Source organism: Pseudomonas sp. 30_B, assembly GCF_017491605.1.
In the GTDB taxonomy this organism is placed as follows: Bacteria; Pseudomonadota; Gammaproteobacteria; order Pseudomonadales; family Pseudomonadaceae; genus Pseudomonas.
This window is the reverse complement of record NZ_JAFGYY010000010.1, coordinates 107,407-123,848: the sequence shown is the minus strand read 5'-3', so window position 1 is coordinate 123,848 and position 16,442 is coordinate 107,407. Positions and strand designations below refer to the sequence as shown.

Annotated in this window: 15 protein-coding genes and 1 tRNA gene; 7 read left to right on the top strand and 9 right to left on the bottom strand. The window is 65.4% G+C overall.

The genetic code is table 11. The features are described from left to right. Positions 1 to 77 precede the first annotated feature (77 nt). Both J5M67_RS13280 and J5M67_RS13275 read right to left on the bottom strand, forming a co-directional pair. Positions 78 to 1,133, bottom strand: a complete 1,056-nt coding sequence (locus tag J5M67_RS13280; RefSeq protein ID WP_207885795.1) for an ABC transporter substrate-binding protein — start codon at positions 1,131 to 1,133, stop codon at positions 78 to 80. A gap of 17 nt (positions 1,134 to 1,150) precedes the next feature. Then, positions 1,151 to 2,305 (bottom strand): LLM class flavin-dependent oxidoreductase, encoded by a 1,155-nt coding sequence (locus J5M67_RS13275; protein ID WP_207885794.1) that lies wholly within the window; start codon positions 2,303 to 2,305, stop codon positions 1,151 to 1,153. A gap of 339 nt (positions 2,306 to 2,644) precedes the next feature. On the opposite strand from J5M67_RS13275, the gene J5M67_RS13270 reads away from it, so the two are divergent. After that, positions 2,645 to 3,376, top strand: coding sequence for a class II aldolase/adducin family protein (locus J5M67_RS13270; protein ID WP_207885793.1), 732 nt, complete (start codon positions 2,645 to 2,647; stop codon positions 3,374 to 3,376). Between the two features lie 175 nt (positions 3,377 to 3,551). On the opposite strand, the gene J5M67_RS13265 is transcribed toward J5M67_RS13270, so the two are convergent. The 4 genes from J5M67_RS13265 to J5M67_RS13250 all read right to left on the bottom strand — a co-directional run bounded on the left by J5M67_RS13265 (position 3,552) and on the right by J5M67_RS13250 (position 7,834). After that, on the bottom strand, positions 3,552 to 3,896 hold the full coding sequence (locus tag J5M67_RS13265) for a type II toxin-antitoxin system HicB family antitoxin (protein ID WP_207885792.1): 345 nt from the start codon (positions 3,894 to 3,896) through the stop codon (positions 3,552 to 3,554). Next, the gene (locus J5M67_RS13260) at positions 3,893 to 4,147 is read right to left on the bottom strand and encodes a type II toxin-antitoxin system HicA family toxin (RefSeq protein ID WP_207885791.1); all 255 of its coding nucleotides are present in this window, start codon (positions 4,145 to 4,147) and stop codon (positions 3,893 to 3,895) included. Before J5M67_RS13260 ends, J5M67_RS13265 begins: the two co-directional genes overlap by 4 nt. 367 nt (positions 4,148 to 4,514) lie before the next feature. Further along, positions 4,515 to 5,591, bottom strand: a complete 1,077-nt coding sequence (locus tag J5M67_RS13255; protein ID WP_207885790.1) for an ABC transporter substrate-binding protein — start codon at positions 5,589 to 5,591, stop codon at positions 4,515 to 4,517. Positions 5,592 to 5,605: 14 nt separating this feature from the next. Continuing rightward, the gene (locus tag J5M67_RS13250; RefSeq protein WP_207885789.1) at positions 5,606 to 7,834 is read right to left on the bottom strand and encodes a TonB-dependent receptor; all 2,229 of its coding nucleotides are present in this window, start codon (positions 7,832 to 7,834) and stop codon (positions 5,606 to 5,608) included. 352 nt (positions 7,835 to 8,186) lie between these two features. Between J5M67_RS13250 and J5M67_RS13245 the strand changes: the two genes are divergently transcribed. After that, positions 8,187 to 8,924, top strand: coding sequence for a metallophosphoesterase (locus tag J5M67_RS13245; RefSeq protein ID WP_207885788.1), 738 nt, complete (start codon positions 8,187 to 8,189; stop codon positions 8,922 to 8,924). A gap of 18 nt (positions 8,925 to 8,942) precedes the next feature. Here J5M67_RS13245 and J5M67_RS13240 read toward each other — a convergent pair whose 3' ends face one another. Then, positions 8,943 to 9,377 (bottom strand): CBS domain-containing protein, encoded by a 435-nt coding sequence (locus tag J5M67_RS13240; RefSeq protein WP_207885787.1) that lies wholly within the window; start codon positions 9,375 to 9,377, stop codon positions 8,943 to 8,945. Positions 9,378 to 9,542: 165 nt separating this feature from the next. Between J5M67_RS13240 and J5M67_RS13235 the strand changes: the two genes are divergently transcribed. Next, positions 9,543 to 9,719, top strand: coding sequence for a hypothetical protein (locus J5M67_RS13235; RefSeq protein WP_207885786.1), 177 nt, complete (start codon positions 9,543 to 9,545; stop codon positions 9,717 to 9,719). A gap of 65 nt (positions 9,720 to 9,784) precedes the next feature. Next, entirely contained in the window at positions 9,785 to 10,519 is a 735-nt protein-coding gene (locus J5M67_RS13230) for a hypothetical protein (RefSeq protein ID WP_207885785.1), read from the top strand. Between the two features lie 31 nt (positions 10,520 to 10,550). Here the strand turns inward: J5M67_RS13230 and J5M67_RS13225 are convergent, their stop codons facing one another. Both J5M67_RS13225 and J5M67_RS13220 read right to left on the bottom strand, forming a co-directional pair. Then, positions 10,551 to 11,147, bottom strand: coding sequence for a hypothetical protein (locus J5M67_RS13225; RefSeq protein ID WP_243808685.1), 597 nt, complete (start codon positions 11,145 to 11,147; stop codon positions 10,551 to 10,553). Positions 11,148 to 11,346: 199 nt separating this feature from the next. Continuing rightward, a tRNA-Arg gene (locus J5M67_RS13220) sits at positions 11,347 to 11,423 on the bottom strand. A 657-nt stretch (positions 11,424 to 12,080) separates the two neighbouring features. Here J5M67_RS13220 and gabD point away from each other — a divergent pair. From gabD to J5M67_RS13205, 3 genes are all read left to right on the top strand, one after another. Further along, the gene (gene gabD, locus J5M67_RS13215; protein WP_207885784.1) at positions 12,081 to 13,532 is read left to right on the top strand and encodes an NADP-dependent succinate-semialdehyde dehydrogenase; all 1,452 of its coding nucleotides are present in this window, start codon (positions 12,081 to 12,083) and stop codon (positions 13,530 to 13,532) included. A 202-nt stretch (positions 13,533 to 13,734) separates the two neighbouring features. Beyond that, positions 13,735 to 15,015 carry a 4-aminobutyrate--2-oxoglutarate transaminase gene (gene gabT / locus J5M67_RS13210; protein ID WP_207885783.1) on the top strand — a complete coding sequence of 427 codons (1,281 nt, stop codon included), beginning with the start codon at positions 13,735 to 13,737 and terminating at the stop codon, positions 15,013 to 15,015. 226 nt (positions 15,016 to 15,241) lie between these two features. Continuing rightward, the gene (locus J5M67_RS13205) at positions 15,242 to 16,435 is read left to right on the top strand and encodes an HDOD domain-containing protein (protein ID WP_207885782.1); all 1,194 of its coding nucleotides are present in this window, start codon (positions 15,242 to 15,244) and stop codon (positions 16,433 to 16,435) included. Positions 16,436 to 16,442: the final 7 nt, after the last annotated feature.

Here is a 16,442-nt window from a genome sequence, read left to right as displayed (position 1 = left end):
CGTCAGGGATGAAAGCCCCCGCGCCGTCGCGCGGGGGCCGGGTCGGAAAACAGAGGGATTCGCCCTCGTGACGTTGGTCAGCCAGCTTTTTGCGCCAGAAGGCTGCGCAGGGTTTCCAGCGGGCGCGGGTCGATCCACTGGCGCACGTCGACGCTTGCCGGGATGAAGTTCCAGCGCTGCAGGAAGTCGGTGAAGTCCTGCAGGGCGAGGATCGAACCTTCGTCCAGGTTGGTGCGCAGGCGCAGGTGGGCGTCCTCGCCATAGGCGGTGGCGACCCAGAACTCGCTGCTGTTGGTTTCCCGCGCCAGGTAGCGGCGGGTGTCGTCCGGGTGCTGGTGCGCCCAGTCCTCGGCGCGCAGTACCGAGGCGAGGATCGCGGTGGCGGCGTCGGGGTGGTTCTCCAGCAGGTTGAGGTCGACGCTGAGGGTGCGCGGCGTGCCGTTGTTGGCGCGGATCAGCGGCTCCGGGTGTGCGCCGGTGTCGATCACCGTGTGCAGGCCGAACTGCTGTGCCAGCTGCACGGCGTGGGCGCCCTTGAGGAAGATCGCGTCCACTTCGCCGCGCAGCAGGCCGACCAGCTCCGGGTTCTGCCCGCCGCGACGGCGGCCGCCGTGACCGGTGATGCCGACGATGTTGCCCGGCGCCTCGTCGCTGAAGGTGCCCTTCAGGCCGAAGTCCACAAGCTCGACGTCGCGCACTTCCAGGCCTTCCAGGCGCAGGGCGTTTTCCAGGCCGCGGATGGCCTGGGCGCGGGTGAAGTCGATCTGCGCGCCGCTCCAGTCCGGCAGGCCGAAGCGCCGGCCCTTGAGGTCGCGTACGGTGCGGATGCCGCTCTGTTCGGTGGTCAGGATCAGTTGCGCCTCATCGGCCCAGGACAGGCCGATCACGCGGGTCTCGCGGCCGCTGGCGCGGGCCCAGATGGCCGGGATGTTGCCACCGTGACGCACCGAGTTCTGCAGCGTGTGGTCGAAGTGCGACTCGCGCACCGCCTGGTCGGCGGACTCGCGCAGCGACTTGATCTGCGTACCTTGCTCGGCGAGGGCTTCTTCCAGCCAGCCTTTCTGCACGGCGATGCCGAGGCCGGTGGGGACGGGGCAGCGGGTGTACCAGAGGGTATCGAGGGGACGGGACATGTTCAGCTCCTTGTGGCTCAGGCGCGGGCCTTGAGTTCGTGGATGTCGGCGCGTTTGCCCTGCACCAGCGGCAGGACTTCCTGGCCGATGCGCAGGGCTTCTTCCAGGTGCGGGTTGCCGGCGAGGATGAAGGTGGAGAAACCGGCGTCGCGGTATTCGGCGAGGCGCTCGGCGACGTTCTCGTGGCTGCCAACGAGACCTACGGTCGGTCCCGGCTTGGCCTTGCCGAAGCCGGCCCAGAGGTTGGGACCGATGATCAGGTCGTCGAAGCGCTCGACGTTCTGGTGGTAGGCGGTCTGCCGCGCGGCGCCGACGGAATCCGAGCCGGTGGCGAAGTTCTTGATGAAGGCGCTGGTGTGCGCGTCGATGCGCTCGTACTGGCGGCGCAGTTCGCTCCAGGCGGCTTCTTCGGTCTCGCGGGCGAACAGGTCGATGCGGATGCCGAAGCGGATCTCGCGGCCCTGCTTGTCGGCCAGCTCGCGCACGCGTTCCAGGTGCGGCTTGAGCTTGTCGATGGGCTCGGCCCAGTTCAGGTAGACGTCGGCGTGCTTGGCCGCGACGTCCAGCGCCGGATCGGAGAAGCCGGAGAAGTACACGCCGGGCTTGCGCACGTTCTTCAGGGCGATGGGCAGCGAGCCGTTCTCCAACTGGTAGATGTCGCCCTGGTAGGAGAACTGCTCGTTCTTCCACAGGCCGTCGATGATGTCGAGGAACTCGCCGGTGCGCTGGTAGCGCTTGTCGTGTTCGAGGAAGTCGCCGTTGGCGCGCTGGCTGGCGGGGTTGCCGCCGGTGATGATGTTCCACTCCAGGCGCCCATGGGACAGGCTCTGCAGGATCGCCGCCTGCTGCGCGGCGTAGGCCGGCAGGGTCCAGGCGGCCTGGAAGGCGATCAGGAACTTGATCCGGCGGGTCTCGCGGGCCAGGGCGGCGGCGGCGATCCACGGCTCCGGCCCGGTGGGCAGCAGCGCGCCCTCGAAGCCGGCGATCTCGGCGGCCTTGGCCACCTGGGCGATGTAGTCGATGTAGGTGAAGCCGTCCGGCTCGCCGTTGGGCAGGCGGCCCGGGGCGATGTTGCCGGGACGCTCGATGTGGCTGCCACGGTTGTTCTTGTCCGAGGCGAGATAGGGACCGTCGCTGCCCAGCGGCAGTCGCCAGAAGAATTCGGTGCTCATGGCCTTGCTCCTTTGCTTTGCGGGGGCAGCGTCGTGCTGCTCGTGCAGGGTCTTGAGCAAGGGCTGTGCCCAAAGCCTGCAGGCCAGGCGGGGCGGGGCTTTCAGGGTGGTGTGCTGCTGTGGCAGCAGGGCGTTTGTCTGTACAGCAGCAATAGGGCAGCAGGGGATGCTGGGCGGGCAGCAATTTCCGCCCTGTTCGGGGCTCTGGTGGCTTCCTGTCTGCTTGTGTGATTCGTAACTGGCTGATTTGTATTGGTATTTCTGAGTGGCACAAGTCCTGCTCAGTCAGTGGAACACCGCCATGCGGTTCATCCATCCTCGACTGCCAGGAGACATTCCATGTCCACTCTCGACCCGCAACTCGCCAGCCAGCTCGAACAGGTCCGCCGCGATTTCGCCAAGGCCTTCCGCGTGCTCAAGGAAAGCCGCACCCTCACCGCCACCAACACCTACCAGGCCTACGTGCGCGTGCCGGACAGCGACAAGGTCATCGCCGTCCACGCGCCCAGCCCCTGGGCGGACGACCAGGAAATCCGCGCGGTCATCGCCACCTGGGACGGCGAAGTGATCCTCGACGAAAGCATCCCCGGCGCGACCCCGCTCAGCGGCCGTGGCGCGGGCGGCAACGGCAAGCGCTACGCACCGATCTTCCAGGTGCGCCCGGAGGTGAACGTGGTGATCCACGTGCACACGCCCTACCTCGGCGGCTGGGCCAGCGCCCACCGCGTGCTGCCGATCCGCTACGCCGCCTCCCAGCGCGTGACCCTGGCCCGCGAGCTGCCCATCTACATCGACCGCCGCCAGCCCGAGCCGCTGTTCATCCTCGACAAGCTCGCCGAGAACCCCAACACCCCGGCCATCCTCGAAGCCAACGGCGGCGCGACCTTCTGGGGCGAGGACCTGATCAAGGCGTCCAAGCTGATCCTGCTGATCGAGGAGGGCGCCTACTTCCAGGGTCTCGCCGAAGGCCTCGGCGGCTCCCGGGAATTCGGCCCCGGCGTGCTGGAGCAGCAGTGGAAGATGACCGGGCTGTGGGAGCAGGGGCAGAAGCTGCTGGAAGTGGCGGCCTGAGTTTCCTGCCGGTATGAAAAAGCCCTCTTGCGAGGGCTTTTTTGTGGGTGCGGACTGCGCTTTTCGTAGGGCCGAGGGGGACGTCCAGTCCTTGCTCGCGAACCGCCTCCGCAGCGGGGTTTGTTCGCGAGCAAGCTCGCTCCTACAGGCCTGCTCCGCTCCTACAGGTTTAGGCTCAACCGCCGCTGCGTCTGCGCGTGGCGCGCTCGAAGACATTCTCTGCCCATTGATTCAGGCTTTTGCCAGAGGCCTTTGCAGCGATGGCCGCTGCCGCATGAACTTCCGGCCGGATGCGCAGCATGATCTTCCCGGACGCTGGCTTCTCCGGCTCCACGCCGCGTTCGGCACAATCGGCGAGGTAGTCCTCGACCGCTTCCTGCAGGGCGGCGTGCAAACCGCCGACACTGTCGGCATGGAAGCTAATGATGTCGTGCACCCCCAGCAGGCGGCCGACGAAGAGGTCGTCGCGGTCGTCGAATTCGATACGGGCGGTGTAGCCCTTGTAGGTCATGCGGCTCATGCTTCCACTCCAGCCCGGCGCAGGAAATCGCGGGCTTCCTCGACCTGGTAGCGCTTGGCTTCCTTGCCCGGATGCGGGCGATGGCAGCGCCAGGTCTGGCCATGCAGCACCAGCTTCACTCTTGATCCTTCGCGCTCTTCCACGATTCCGCCCAGATGCAGGATCAGGGCCTCGATATCGGCAAAGACGATGCCCGCACTGGTCGGCGTGCGGAAGATCATGGCGAGGGTCTTTCGGTGGCGGTTCTGCATCTCGAAATGCTATCTCTGGATGATAGCATCCGGCGTCGGGATTCCGCGCTAATCCGGCCGGAAGTGTCGAGTCTTTCTGTAGGAGCGGGCCACGCCCGCAATTGCGGACGAGGTTCGATTGCGACGATGCCTCCCTGTGGCTGTGGTGCGTGGGCTTACCCCTCACCCCAGCCCTCTCCCCAAGGAGAGGGAGCCGTCCGTGCCGGCTGACGCCTGGATTACTCCCTGCTCCGAACCGTCCCCTCTCCCGCGTGCGGGAGAGGGCTAGGGTGAGGGGCTCTTGATCTTGCAGGAGCGGATTCATCCTCGATCCGGCCGAGCGGTCGGCAAGGAGCATCGCGGACGGAGTCCGCTCCTACGGTTTACATCACGGCTTGGCGGCAATGGCCGGCCCGGCGCTGCCCTGCCAGAAACTCTCCAGCTGCAGATCCTTCAACCCCTGCTCGACGAACTTCGGTTCCAGCAGGTCCTCCACTTTCACCTCGCCCCGGATCAACTTGGCCTTCTGGCTGTAGGCAATCCCATCGCTGTAATGCTGGCGCAGGGCCTCGTCGTAGAGCGGCGAAAAATGCGCCGACCACGGCTCGCCGGCCACTTCGCGCTGCAATACGTTGAGCGGCACGCCGGAGCGGGCCTGCGCCTCCTGGTAGGCCGCCTGGTTGGCGTCCTGGGACACCCACCAGGCGGCTTTCAGGTAGGCGTCCACCACCAGCTGGGTGAGGTCCGGATGCACCTTGACGAAGTCCCGCGCGCCCCAGAGTTCGGCGCGCATCTTCCAGTCGGCCGGGGCCTGCTTGCTCGACCAGATGATCCGGCCGACCTGCTTGTCCTCCAGCAGGAAGGCATCGCTCAGGGTGAAGAAGGCGTCTACCCGCCCGGCGCTCAATGCAGCCGCGCCGGCCTGGGGATTGAGGTTGAAGATGCGGAAGTCCTCGAAGCTCAGGTGGTTGGCCTCCAGCAGCTTGGCGAACGACAGCTCCCACGGCCGGCCACGGTGCAGGGCGATGCGCTTGCCCTTGAGGTCGGCGATGGATTTCGCCGTGGAGCCGGGCGGCACCACCAGGTAGACGTTGTTGCCGATGCCGCCGGGTGCGATCAGCTGGGTCTGCACACCGGAGGCATTGGCGATGATCGACGGCAGGTCGCCGTAGAAGGCGAAGTCGATACGCTGGTTGGCGAACTCCTCGTTGACGAAGGTACCCACCGAGGCGGTGGCGGCGGGCACCCATTCCAGCTTGATGCCGCGCTGGGCCAGTTGCTGCTCCAGCCACTTGTCGCGCTCGATGACGTAGGCCGGGCCATTGAAGGTGACTTGCCCGGCATTGGCGTAGGCCACGGTGGCGATGCGCAGGGTGGTCGGCTGCTCGGCGGCCAGGGCACCACCTGCGAGCAGCAGGGCGGCGGCCGGCAGCAGCCGGCGCAGCGTGCGATGGATCAGGGACATGCGGTTTACCTCGCTTAGAAGTCGGTGGTGACCGAGACGCCGAAGGTGCGCGGGTCGCCGAACATCAGGGCGGCGGTCTGGTAGCCGCCGGGCAGGGTGTGGTTGCGGTATTCCTTGTCGGTCAGGTTGTTCACATAGGCGGTGACGCGGGTGGTTTCGCCCGGCAGTTCGTAGGTCACCTGCGCGTTGCCCAGGGTGTATCCGCCGCTGCGCATGTTGGCGCTCTGGTCGTTGCTGAAGAAGTACTGGCGGCTGCGGGTGTTCCAGTCGGTGCCGAGGATCACCGCGCCGCCGACGTTCAGCGGAATGCGGTAGTCGGCGCCAAGCACGGCCGAGACGTTGGGCGCGCGGACGAAGTTGTTGCCCGAGTAGTCGTTGGGGCCGGAGGTGTAGTCGGTGAACTCGGTGTGCAGCAGGCCCAGGCCGAAGTTGACGTGCAGGTTCTCCACGGGGATGGCTTCGAGCTCGAACTCGGCGCCGTAGGCCTCGCCCTGGGCGCCGTTGGCCAGGCGCGAGACGGTCTGGTTGTTCACCGCGGTGACGATGTTGAGCTGGATGTCCTTGTAGTCGTAGTAGAAGACGCTGGTGTTGGCGTTCAGGCGGCCGTCCAGCCATTCCGACTTCAGGCCCAGTTCGTAGGAGGTGAGGTATTCCGGGTCCACCGTGGCGACGGTGGCCTGGCTGGTCACGCCGGTGTTGTAGCCGCCGGAACGGAAACCGCGGGCGTAGCGGAAGTAGGCGCGGGCGTTGTCGGAGATGCGGTACTCCGGGGTCAGATCCCAGCTGTAATCGCTCCAGGTGTTGCTCGCGTCCTGGGTGGCGTTGGGCACCAGGGGCGAGAGGACGTTGTCTTCCTTCCACCAGTCGCCATTGCCGAACACCGCGGGGCCGCGGTTCTGCAGGCGCAGCAGGTCGATATCCTTGGTCTCGCGGGTCCAGCGCAGGCCGGCGGTGAGGCTGAAGTCGTCGGTGAAGTTGTAGGTGGTGCTGCCGAAGATGGCGTAGCTCTCGGTCTGCTGGTCGTAGCTGACGTTGTTGTAGTAGCGCGGGATGTAGGGGTTGGTCAGCGCCGCGTTGGCGTTTTCCGCCTGCAGGTCCTCGTTGAAGTAGTGGAAGCCCAGTACCCAGTTCAGCCGGTCGGTGCGCGGCGAGGCCAGGCGGAACTCCTGGGAGTACTGCTGGCTGTCGGCATAGCCGTAGCTGCGTTGCAATTCCAGCGGGGTGTTGTCGCTGTCGCTCCAGCCGTCGCGGGTGAAGTGCTCGAAGGCGGTGATGGAGGTCAGTTCCAGCTCGCCCAATTGCCAGACCAGGTTGAGGTTGCTGCCCAGCTGGTCGATCTCGGCCTGGTACTTGGCGTTGAAGTTGGCCTTGCCCAGTTTCGGGTCGATGGAGTAGCCGAACTGGTTGGTGCCGTTGGGCCGGGTGCCGTAGCTGACGGTGTTGTAGCTGGCGGTGTCGTGGTAGCTGCGGGCGTGCAGGTTGAGGTTGGCGTCGAGGTCGTCATTGATCCGCGCGGCGAACTGCAGGCGCACGGCGTCGTCTTCCAGTGCGCCCTGGTCGTCGTTGTCGTTGATGTTCTCGGTGTAGCCGTCGCGACCCTGGTGGTGGAAGGACAGGCGCCCGGCCAGCTTGTCGTCCACCAGCGCGTCGCTCACCGCGCCTTCGACGATGCGATTGTCGTAGTTGCCCATGTCGACCTTGAAGTAGCCCTCGGGGCTGAAGGTCGGCTTGCGCGAGATGAAGTTGATCGCGCCACCCGTGGTGTTCTTGCCCCACAGGGTGCCCTGCGGGCCGCGCAGCACTTCCACGCGCTCCTGGTCGAACAGCGGGAAGCCGGTGGCACTGATGTTGGCGATGTACACGTCGTCGACATAGATGCCGATCGGGCTGACCGTGTTGGCGCCCTGGTCGCCGGTGCCCAGGCCGCGAATCCACCAGCGCGGACGGCCGTGGCCGTCGGTGGTGCCGGCGGAGGCGTTGGGCGTGTAGCGGGTCACTTCGTTGGCCGATTGCAGGGAGGCGTCGCGGATCTTCTCGCCGCTGATCACGGTGATCGGCGCCGGCACTTCCTGCACCGACTCCTCACGCTTCTGCGCGGTGACCACCACCTTGCCCAGGGTGGTGGGCGCGGCGCTGGTGTCGTTGTTCTGCTGGGTGTCGTTGTCGTCCGCCACGGCGTGCTGGCTGGCGAGTCCCCCCAGACTCAGGACGATGGCGAGGGAAAGGGTACTGCGTTTGAACATGGTGTCCCCAAGGGGCGGCGAAAGGACGGCCGGCTCTGTGGTGCTCGGTCGTCGCCGCAAGGCATCAAGCTGTTGTTGCGTTGCTCTTGTGCTGGCTCACGCGTGATAAGGCCGGTTGGCTTGATGGGGACATCGCAACATCCGTACCGCTTTGCGATTTTATTGCAAGACATTGATATAAAAGAAATTTTAATTTCTGCTGCGTGAGCGTTGCTGCTGGGGAAGCAGTCCATGCTGGCCTGTCGCTGCGTGGGCAACAGCACGCCAGCAGGTCATCCCGCTTTCGTCGAAAGGCCTCGGGATCGCCATCTGCCGCTGTTAAGCTGGAGCCTTGCCAGACCAGGAGATGGTGATGAATACCCTGTTGCCGGAACGCCCCCTGCAACGTTTCCCGCGCAACCTGCGTGGCCGCGATTTCGTGGTCGGGGATGTGCATGGCCATTTCGAACTGCTCGAACGCCTGCTGCAGCGGGTAGCGTTCGATACCGCCGCCGACCGCCTGTTTGCCGCCGGTGACCTGGTGGATCGCGGCCCCTATTCGCCGCGCGTGCTGGAGTGGCTGGAGCACCCCTGGTTCGCCTCGGTGCGCGGCAACCATGAGCAACTGGTGATCGATTCGGTACTGGCCGGCGATGACCGCGACCTGCACTTCCGCAACGGCGGCGCCTGGCTCTATCTACTGGAGCAGGCGGAGCGCGAGCGCATCGCCCGGCGGCTGCAGCACCTGCCCCTGGCCATCGAGATTGAGATTGGCGAGGGCCGCCGTGTCGGCATCGTCCACGCCGAAGCGCCGATCTCGTCGGCCTTCCCGGACTGGGACAGCGGCATGGCGGCACTGGCGGGAGGGCTGGGCGCCGCCGCCCGGCGCAACGCGGCAGCGCTGGCGATGTGGGCGCGCACCCGCATCGAGGGCGAGGACGAGACGCGGGTGCCCGGCGTCGAGCGCCTGTATGTCGGCCACACGGCACAGACCCGCGTGCGTCGGCTGGGCAATACGCACTACATCGACACCGGCAGCGGCTACGCCGACGGTGCCCTGAGCCTGGTGGACCTGCACAGCGGGAAGGTGGAAACGGCGACCGCGCATTGAGCGGCCGTCCGCGTCCGTTTACTCGCCGCGGATGTATTGCTCCAGCTGGCGGATCAGGTCGGCCTGCTCGGCGATGGCCGCCTTCACCAGGTCGCCGATGGACAGCAGGCCCAGCAGCTCGCCGTTCTCCACCACCGGCAGGTGGCGCAGGTGACGCTCGGTCATGATGCTCATGCAGGCGTCGATGTTCAGGTGGGTGTCCACGGTGATCACCGGTGCGGTCATCACCGCGCTGATCGGCGTGTCCTCCGAGTTGCGACCCTTGAGCGCCAGGCGCCGGGCGTAGTCGCGTTCGCTGAAGAAGCCGACCACCTGGTTGGCCTCTACCACCGGCAGGCCGCCGAGATTCTTCTCCGCCATCAGGCGCAAGGCGTCGATCACCAGCGCGTCCGGGCTGATGGTGTAAACCTGCTGGTCCGCCTTGGCGTTCAACAGCTGAGCCACATTCTTCATTCCTGACCCCTTTCGTCGATTCACGGCGCGATGCCCGAGGTTCATAGAGAATCGTGGACAGATGACAATCCGGCAAGATTGGAAAGCGCCGCTGACACCCTTGAAAGCGTCATCCCCGGTGTTGCGATTTATACTGTCCCTCCACTCCTGCCTTGCCGATCGACCATGACTGACGACGACCGCGACCTCCCCGAGCCCGAACACGACCACCTGCTCGACCTCGACGACGACCTCGACAGCCTGCTGGACGCGGACGCAGCGTATTTCGACGACCAGCCGGATGACGACGAGGAGCCGGAGGAGTATCACTCGGGTCTGGACGACGACTGGCTGGAAGACTGATTCCAGACAGCTTCTTTGCGTCACGAAGTGCTGGCAGAATGCCCCGCAGCATAAGAGGGATCACCATGCGCTACCTCCCCATCGTCCTGAGCCTGGCCCTGCTGGGCGGCTGCTCCTCCTCGGTCCGCACCGACGAGCGCGGCGCGCCCATTTCCCTGTACCGCGATACCCGCCACAACCTGGTGGTGAACTTCCAGCCCGACGCCCAGGTGGCCGCCAACCCGCGCTGGAGTGTGCTGATGAACAGCTGGCGCGAGTCCCTGCGCGAAGAAGCGGATTCGGCGGACTATCAGCTCTCGGTACAGGATGGCCAGCCGCGCGCCACGGACACCCTGTCCACCCTGGTGGTGATCGAAGTGGGCGCCGGCCACAGTGCCAACAACCGCCCGCGCGCCGAAGAGGGCGAGTGGGTCACCTCCACCGTGCGTTACCACGACGGCCTCACCGGCCAACTACTCGCCTCGCGCCGTTACGACAGCGAGGTGCAAGCGTCCGGCGACCTGTTCGCCGCGATGGGCCCCGCGCAGCTCGATGCGGTGTCCGAGCAGATCGTCGAGGAAATCACCGGCGCCTTGCTGGTGGCCCGGCCGTCCCGTCCATTGCCGTCGCCCACGACGCCTGCCGCTCCGGTAGCGCCGCAGCGGAACGTGCCGGCTCCCGCCGCGCCTACGGCGATCGAAACCGTCGCCCACGCCGCCCCGCCGCCGCGCAGCCAGGAGCAACAGATCCTCGATCTGCAGCAGCGCAACCTGCCGTACGAGCAGTATCGGGACGAGTACCGGCGGATCATGGGGCGCTGAGCGCCCCTACGCGAGGTCGAACGGTCGGGGGTTACCAGAACCAGCCGCCGTTCGACAGCTCCTGTTCGCAACTCTTGTACTGGGCGCTGTACAGCGAGGCGCGGGCCTGGACCTTCTGCGACACCTTCTTCAGCCAGGGCTTGGCGTCGTAACTGCGCTGGCGATAACCGCCCCAGCCCTCGTGGTAGTTCAGGTACTGAGCGTAGGCGTCCCACTTGGAAACACGGTTCACGCTGTAGGTCTTGTTCATGTACCAGCCCATGAAGTCCAGCGCGTCGGCGAAGTCGTCGCGGTCGGCGCCCCAGTCCCCGGCGTCTTTCTTGTAGTCCGCCCATGTCTCGTCCTTGGCCTGGGCGTAGCCGTAGGCGGAACTGACCCGACCCCAGGGGATAAAACCGAGGAAGTAATAACGGGGCGGCAGCGCGTCGTGCTTGAAGGATGACTCCTGGTACATCATCGCCATCGGCACCTGGATTGGCGCTCCCCAGCGCTTCTGCATCTTCAGCGCGGCTTCGTGCCATTCCGGCTTTTCGCGGAAGATCTCGCAGAGGTTTTCGGGGTTCGCGGGAGGCTTGGTGGCGCACCCGGCAAGGGCCAGGAGCAAGGCCGGCAACGAGAGCCGAAGCATTGGCGGTATATCCTTTTCGCGCGCGATGGCAGCAGGCTTATACAGCCTTTGATGGCGAAGTGGAATCGTAGGGCGTCGAGGCCTGGCGCGGCGGCAGGCCCGCCAAGCGGTACGCATAAGGCAAAAACAGGAAAGCCCGCACAAGGCGGGCTTTTCAGGTGGTTCCGCAGACTGCCGGGGGCAGCTCGAAACAGGTAGATGGCGCATCCGGCGGGATTCGAACCCACGACCCCTGCCTTCGGAGGGCAGTACTCTATCCAGCTGAGCTACGGATGCGTATGCCGCGCCTGGCGCGGCAGGCGGCAATCATACGCATCTCGGGCTTGGGCGTCCAATAGCAGTACGCTCGTTCATGATATCGAACGAAAAGCGCCGTCTGTCGGTAGAAATGCTCCGAAAAGGCTCTGCATTCTGATACCTTCGTTGGTTTTGTCGAACAAGCTCTTGCCCTTTGCAGTCAAGGGCCCTAGGATTCGTTTGAGATTTCAAACGCCTCCCCATCACAACAACAGGAGACCGGAGAATTGGCATCACACCAGCCGGCCAACCGCCTGCGGGATGACATTCTTCCGTTGTGCCAACCGCTTGTCTTCAATGACAGCAGGTCCCTGTGCGGCTTCCGTCGATCAGCGTACCGGAAGGTTGTAGGGCAGACGTCTTCTTGGATTCAATCCAGGAATCCGTGCGTGAGCGAACTGGACCAGACCGGGCAATGACCCCGGCCTGAGTTTTTTCGTGTCCGCATGCCGAGCGAACTAAGAGCCGTTCGCCTGGCGTCGCCCCTTGCAGTGGCGACCTTCGCCTCTGGCGCCGATGGTGATCGGCCGGGGCGAATGAACGGCAGAGACTGCGGTCTCTCCATTCCAGACAACAGACGGGCGGGGCTCCAGACAGGCCCGCCGTCCACAGGCTTTCCTCGAAAGGAGACAGGTCATGCAACTCAAAGACGCCAAGCTGTTCCGCCAACAGGCTTACATCGACGGTTCGTGGGTCGACGCTGATGGTGGCAAGACCATCAACGTGAACAACCCGGCCACCAACGAAATCATCGGCACCGTGCCGAAGATGGGCGCCGCCGAGACCCGTCGCGCCATCGAAGCCGCCGATAAGGCCCTGCCGGCCTGGCGTGCGCTGACCGCGAAAGAGCGCGCCAACAAGCTGCGCAAGTGGTTCGACCTGATGATCGAGAACCAGGACGACCTGGCTCGCCTGATGACCATCGAGCAGGGCAAGCCGCTGGCCGAAGCCAAGGGCGAAATCGCCTACGCCGCCTCCTTCCTCGAGTGGTTCGGCGAAGAAGCCAAGCGCATCTACGGCGACACCATTCCGGGCCACCAGCCCGACAAGCGCATCATCGTGATCAAGCAGCCGATTGGCGTGACCGCGGCCATCACCCCGTGGAACTTCCCGTCCGCAATGATCACCCGCAAAGCCGGCCCGGCCCTGGCCGCTGGCTGCACCATGGTGCTCAAGCCCGCTTCGCAGACTCCGTACTCCGCCCTGGCCCTGGCCGAGCTGGCCGAGCGCGCCGGCATTCCGAAGGGCGTGTTCAGCGTCGTTACCGGCAGCGCCGGCGAAGTCGGCGGTGAGCTGACCAGCAACCCGATCGTGCGCAAGCTGACCTTCACCGGCTCGACCGAAATCGGTCGCCAGCTGATGGCCGAATGCGCCAAGGACATCAAGAAGGTGTCCCTGGAACTGGGTGGCAACGCGCCCTTCATCGTGTTCGACGATGCCGACCTGGACGCCGCCGTCGAAGGCGCGCTGATCTCCAAGTACCGCAACAACGGCCAGACCTGCGTCTGCGCCAACCGCCTGTACGTGCAGGACGGCGTGTACGATGCCTTCGTCGAGAAGCTGAAGGTCGCCGTGGCCAAGCTGAACATCGGCAACGGCCTGGAGCAGGGCATCACCACCGGTCCGCTGATCGACTCCAAGGCGGTCGCCAAGGTCGAAGAGCACATCGCCGACGCCGTTTCCAAGGGCGCCAAGGTCCTCTCCGGCGGCAAGCCGCACGCCCTGGGTGGCACCTTCTTCGAGCCGACCATCCTGGTCGACGTACCGAAGAACGCCCTGGTGTCCAAGGACGAGACCTTCGGCCCGCTGGCGCCGGTGTTCCGCTTCAAGGACGAGGCCGAAGTCATCGCCATGTCCAACGACACCGAGTTCGGCCTGGCTTCCTACTTCTACGCCCGTGACCTGGCCCGCGTGTTCCGCGTGGCCGAGCAGCTGGAATACGGCATGGTGGGCATCAACACCGGCCTGATCTCCAACGAAGTGTCGCCGTTCGGCGGTATCAAGGCTTCGGGCCTGGGCCGCGAAGGTTCGAAGTACGGTATCGAGGACTACCTCGAGATCAAGTACCTCTGCCTCGGCGGTATCTGAGCTGATTTTTCCGTGGGCGCGCGGGTGGCAGGCAAGAGCTGACAGCCACCTTCGCGTCGGCGTTTTCCGGTGGTAGCACCGGACAACCCGTCTGGCGGGCCGCAAGTTCCACGACAGTCGATCATCGTATGCTGTCGCGTGAGGCTTCTCCCCGCTTTCATCCTTTGATCCGGTCGCCCGATGAGCGGCCACTGAGGAAGCTATGAGCAAAACCAACGAATCCCTGCTGCAACGTCGTCAGGCCGCCGTACCGCGCGGTGTAGGCCAGATCCACCCGGTCGTCGCCGAGCGCGCCGAGAACTCCACCGTGTGGGACGTCGAAGGTCGTGAGTACATCGACTTCGCCGGCGGCATCGCAGTACTGAACACCGGCCACCTGCACCCGAAAGTGGTTGCCGCCGTTCAGGAGCAACTGACCAAGCTGTCCCACACCTGCTTCCAGGTGCTGGCGTACGAGCCCTACATCGAGCTGGCCGAAGAGATCGCCAAGCGCGTTCCGGGCAACTTCCCGAAGAAGACCCTGCTGGTCACCTCCGGCTCCGAAGCCGTTGAAAACGCCGTCAAGATCGCCCGTGCCGCCACCGGCCGCGCTGGCGTGATCGCCTTCACCGGCGCCTACCACGGGCGTACCATGATGACCCTGGGCCTGACCGGCAAGGTCGTTCCGTACTCCGCCGGCATGGGCCTGATGCCGGGCGGCATCTTCCGCGCCCTGGCTCCGTGCGAACTGCACGGCATCAGCGAAGACGAGTCGATCGCCAGCATCGAGCGCATCTTCAAGAACGATGCCCAGCCGCGCGACATCGCCGCCATCATCATCGAGCCGGTTCAGGGCGAGGGTGGCTTCTACGTCAACTCCAAGCCGTTCATGCAGCGCCTGCGCGCCCTGTGCGACGAGCACGGCATCCTGCTGATCGCTGACGAAGTGCAGACTGGCGCTGGCCGTACCGGCACCTTCTTCGCCACCGAGCAACTGGGCATCGTTCCGGACCTGACCACCTTCGCCAAGTCCGTTGGCGGCGGTTTCCCGATCTCCGGCGTTTCCGGCAAGGCCGAAATCATGGACGCCATCGCTCCCGGCGGCCTGGGCGGCACCTACGCCGGTAGCCCGATCGCCTGCGCCGCGGCCCTGGCCGTGCTGAAAGTGTTCGACGAAGAGAAGCTGCTGGAGCGTTCGCAGGCTGTTGGCGAGCGTCTGAAGGCAGGTCTGCGCGACATCCAGGCCAAGCACAAGGTAATCGGCGACGTTCGTGGCCTGGGTTCGATGGTTGCCATCGAGCTGTTCGAAGGCGGCGATCACAACAAGCCGGCTGCCGAACTGGTCAGCAAGATCGTGGTTCGTGCCCGTGAGAAAGGTCTGATCCTGCTCTCCTGCGGCACCTACTACAACGTCATTCGCTTCCTGATGCCGGTAACCATCCCGGACGCCCAGCTGGACAAGGGCCTGGCCATCCTGGCCGAGTGCTTCGACGAGCTGGCCTGAGCCTTGACGGTTTAGCCGCTGTAATGAAAAAGGCCCGCGCAAGCGGGCCTTTTTTTGTGTCCGAAATTGATGGTGCTCATGGGAAAGCGCCTAGGCTTTGGACTACGCTGCGCATTATTCCGTAGGCCTCACGCTGGCGGCATCCGAGGAAGCGCAGACCGGCAGGGACCGCTCTGGATCGGTTGTTCGTGCCGGCGTTGGGCGTCTGTCTCGAACGAGGTGATCCATGAGCGTTTCTCCTGGCGTGTTGGTTGCGGCCAGCGATCCCTGGAGCCGCGAACTGCTGGGCCAACTGGTGCTCAGCGTGCGTTGCGATGCCACAGTGCAGTTCTGCGAGGACGGGCTGGCGGCAATCGATGCCTGCAAGCGGCAACCGTTCGCCCTGGTGCTGGCTGAACAGGAACTGCCCGGCAGCGATGGCCTGGAGCTTCTGCGTCAGGTCCGCGTATTGCGCCGGGGGGCGGCGCAACCCTTCATCCTGATCAGCGCGAAGGCGGACGCGGCCAGCGTGCGCGCGGCCCTGCCGTTGGCGCCGACGGCCTATCTGGTTAAACCGTACAACGCCGAGAACCTGCGCGAACGCCTGCGCGCCCTGTTGCTGGCGCCAGGGGAGAACGTCGTCTGCGAGCTGCCGGCACTGGAGCAGAGCCTGTCGCTGGGGCGCTTTCTGCAGACCGAGCGCGACGCCACCGAGGGTGCCCCGCTGATGGGCGAAGTCGGCAAGGCGGTGAACCGCTGCATGGAGGCCGGCGACATCAACCTGGAGATGCTGGAGCAGGAGTTCGGTCATGACCCGCAGATCACCGCCTGCCTGATCTCCGCCGCCAACAGTGCCGCGCGGCACGTCGGCATGCCGTGCCAGACGCTCCTGCAGGCGCTGTCGCGGCTGGGTGTTGCCCATGCCCTGAATCTGATGCTGGCGGTGGCGCTGCAGCGTGCTGCGACGCTGGACGATCCGCTGCTCAAGGAGCATGCCGAACGCTTCTGGCAGCTCTCGCGCCACACGGCCGATGGCGCCTTTGCGCTGGCCGAGTCGCTGGGTGCGGATGCCGATCGTTGCTTCACCGCGGGCCTGCTGCATTGCCTGGGCGACCTGGCCTTGCTGCGTAGCCTGCAGGACTGGAACAGCGCGGGTGGAGCGCTCAGCGAGCGCGAAGTGGATGCAGCGCTGGCCGAGCATGGGGCAAGCTTCGGCTCGGCGTTGCGCACCCGTTGGCGCCTGCCGCTGGAGTTGCGCAACCTGATCGCGGCGGCCTACGCCCTGAACGGTGGCGTGCTCAGCCGCGAGGCGCTGATCGTCAACCTGGCCGCCAATGCGGCGCGCCTGCCGGAAGCTGAATTACCGAGCCTGTCGGAGCACAAGGCGGTGCGCATGCTGCAGCTGACGCCGGCGCAGCTGGGTTTTCTCAGCAGAAGCTGAAGAAGGG

Coding starts and splice junctions, on each gene's coding strand:
- J5M67_RS13280 (WP_207885795.1), bottom strand. CDS start 1,133: ATGTCCCGTCCCCTCGATACCCTCTGGTACACCCGCTGCCCCGTCCCC.
- J5M67_RS13275 (WP_207885794.1), bottom strand. CDS start 2,305: ATGAGCACCGAATTCTTCTGGCGACTGCCGCTGGGCAGCGACGGTCCC.
- J5M67_RS13270 (WP_207885793.1), top strand. CDS start 2,645: ATGTCCACTCTCGACCCGCAACTCGCCAGCCAGCTCGAACAGGTCCGC.
- J5M67_RS13265 (WP_207885792.1), bottom strand. CDS start 3,896: ATGAGCCGCATGACCTACAAGGGCTACACCGCCCGTATCGAATTCGAC.
- J5M67_RS13260 (WP_207885791.1), bottom strand. CDS start 4,147: ATGCAGAACCGCCACCGAAAGACCCTCGCCATGATCTTCCGCACGCCG.
- J5M67_RS13255 (WP_207885790.1), bottom strand. CDS start 5,591: ATGTCCCTGATCCATCGCACGCTGCGCCGGCTGCTGCCGGCCGCCGCC.
- J5M67_RS13250 (WP_207885789.1), bottom strand. CDS start 7,834: ATGTTCAAACGCAGTACCCTTTCCCTCGCCATCGTCCTGAGTCTGGGG.
- J5M67_RS13245 (WP_207885788.1), top strand. CDS start 8,187: ATGAATACCCTGTTGCCGGAACGCCCCCTGCAACGTTTCCCGCGCAAC.
- J5M67_RS13240 (WP_207885787.1), bottom strand. CDS start 9,377: ATGAAGAATGTGGCTCAGCTGTTGAACGCCAAGGCGGACCAGCAGGTT.
- J5M67_RS13235 (WP_207885786.1), top strand. CDS start 9,543: ATGACTGACGACGACCGCGACCTCCCCGAGCCCGAACACGACCACCTG.
- J5M67_RS13230 (WP_207885785.1), top strand. CDS start 9,785: ATGCGCTACCTCCCCATCGTCCTGAGCCTGGCCCTGCTGGGCGGCTGC.
- J5M67_RS13225 (WP_243808685.1), bottom strand. CDS start 11,147: ATGCTTCGGCTCTCGTTGCCGGCCTTGCTCCTGGCCCTTGCCGGGTGC.
- gabD (WP_207885784.1), top strand. CDS start 12,081: ATGCAACTCAAAGACGCCAAGCTGTTCCGCCAACAGGCTTACATCGAC.
- gabT (WP_207885783.1), top strand. CDS start 13,735: ATGAGCAAAACCAACGAATCCCTGCTGCAACGTCGTCAGGCCGCCGTA.
- J5M67_RS13205 (WP_207885782.1), top strand. CDS start 15,242: ATGAGCGTTTCTCCTGGCGTGTTGGTTGCGGCCAGCGATCCCTGGAGC.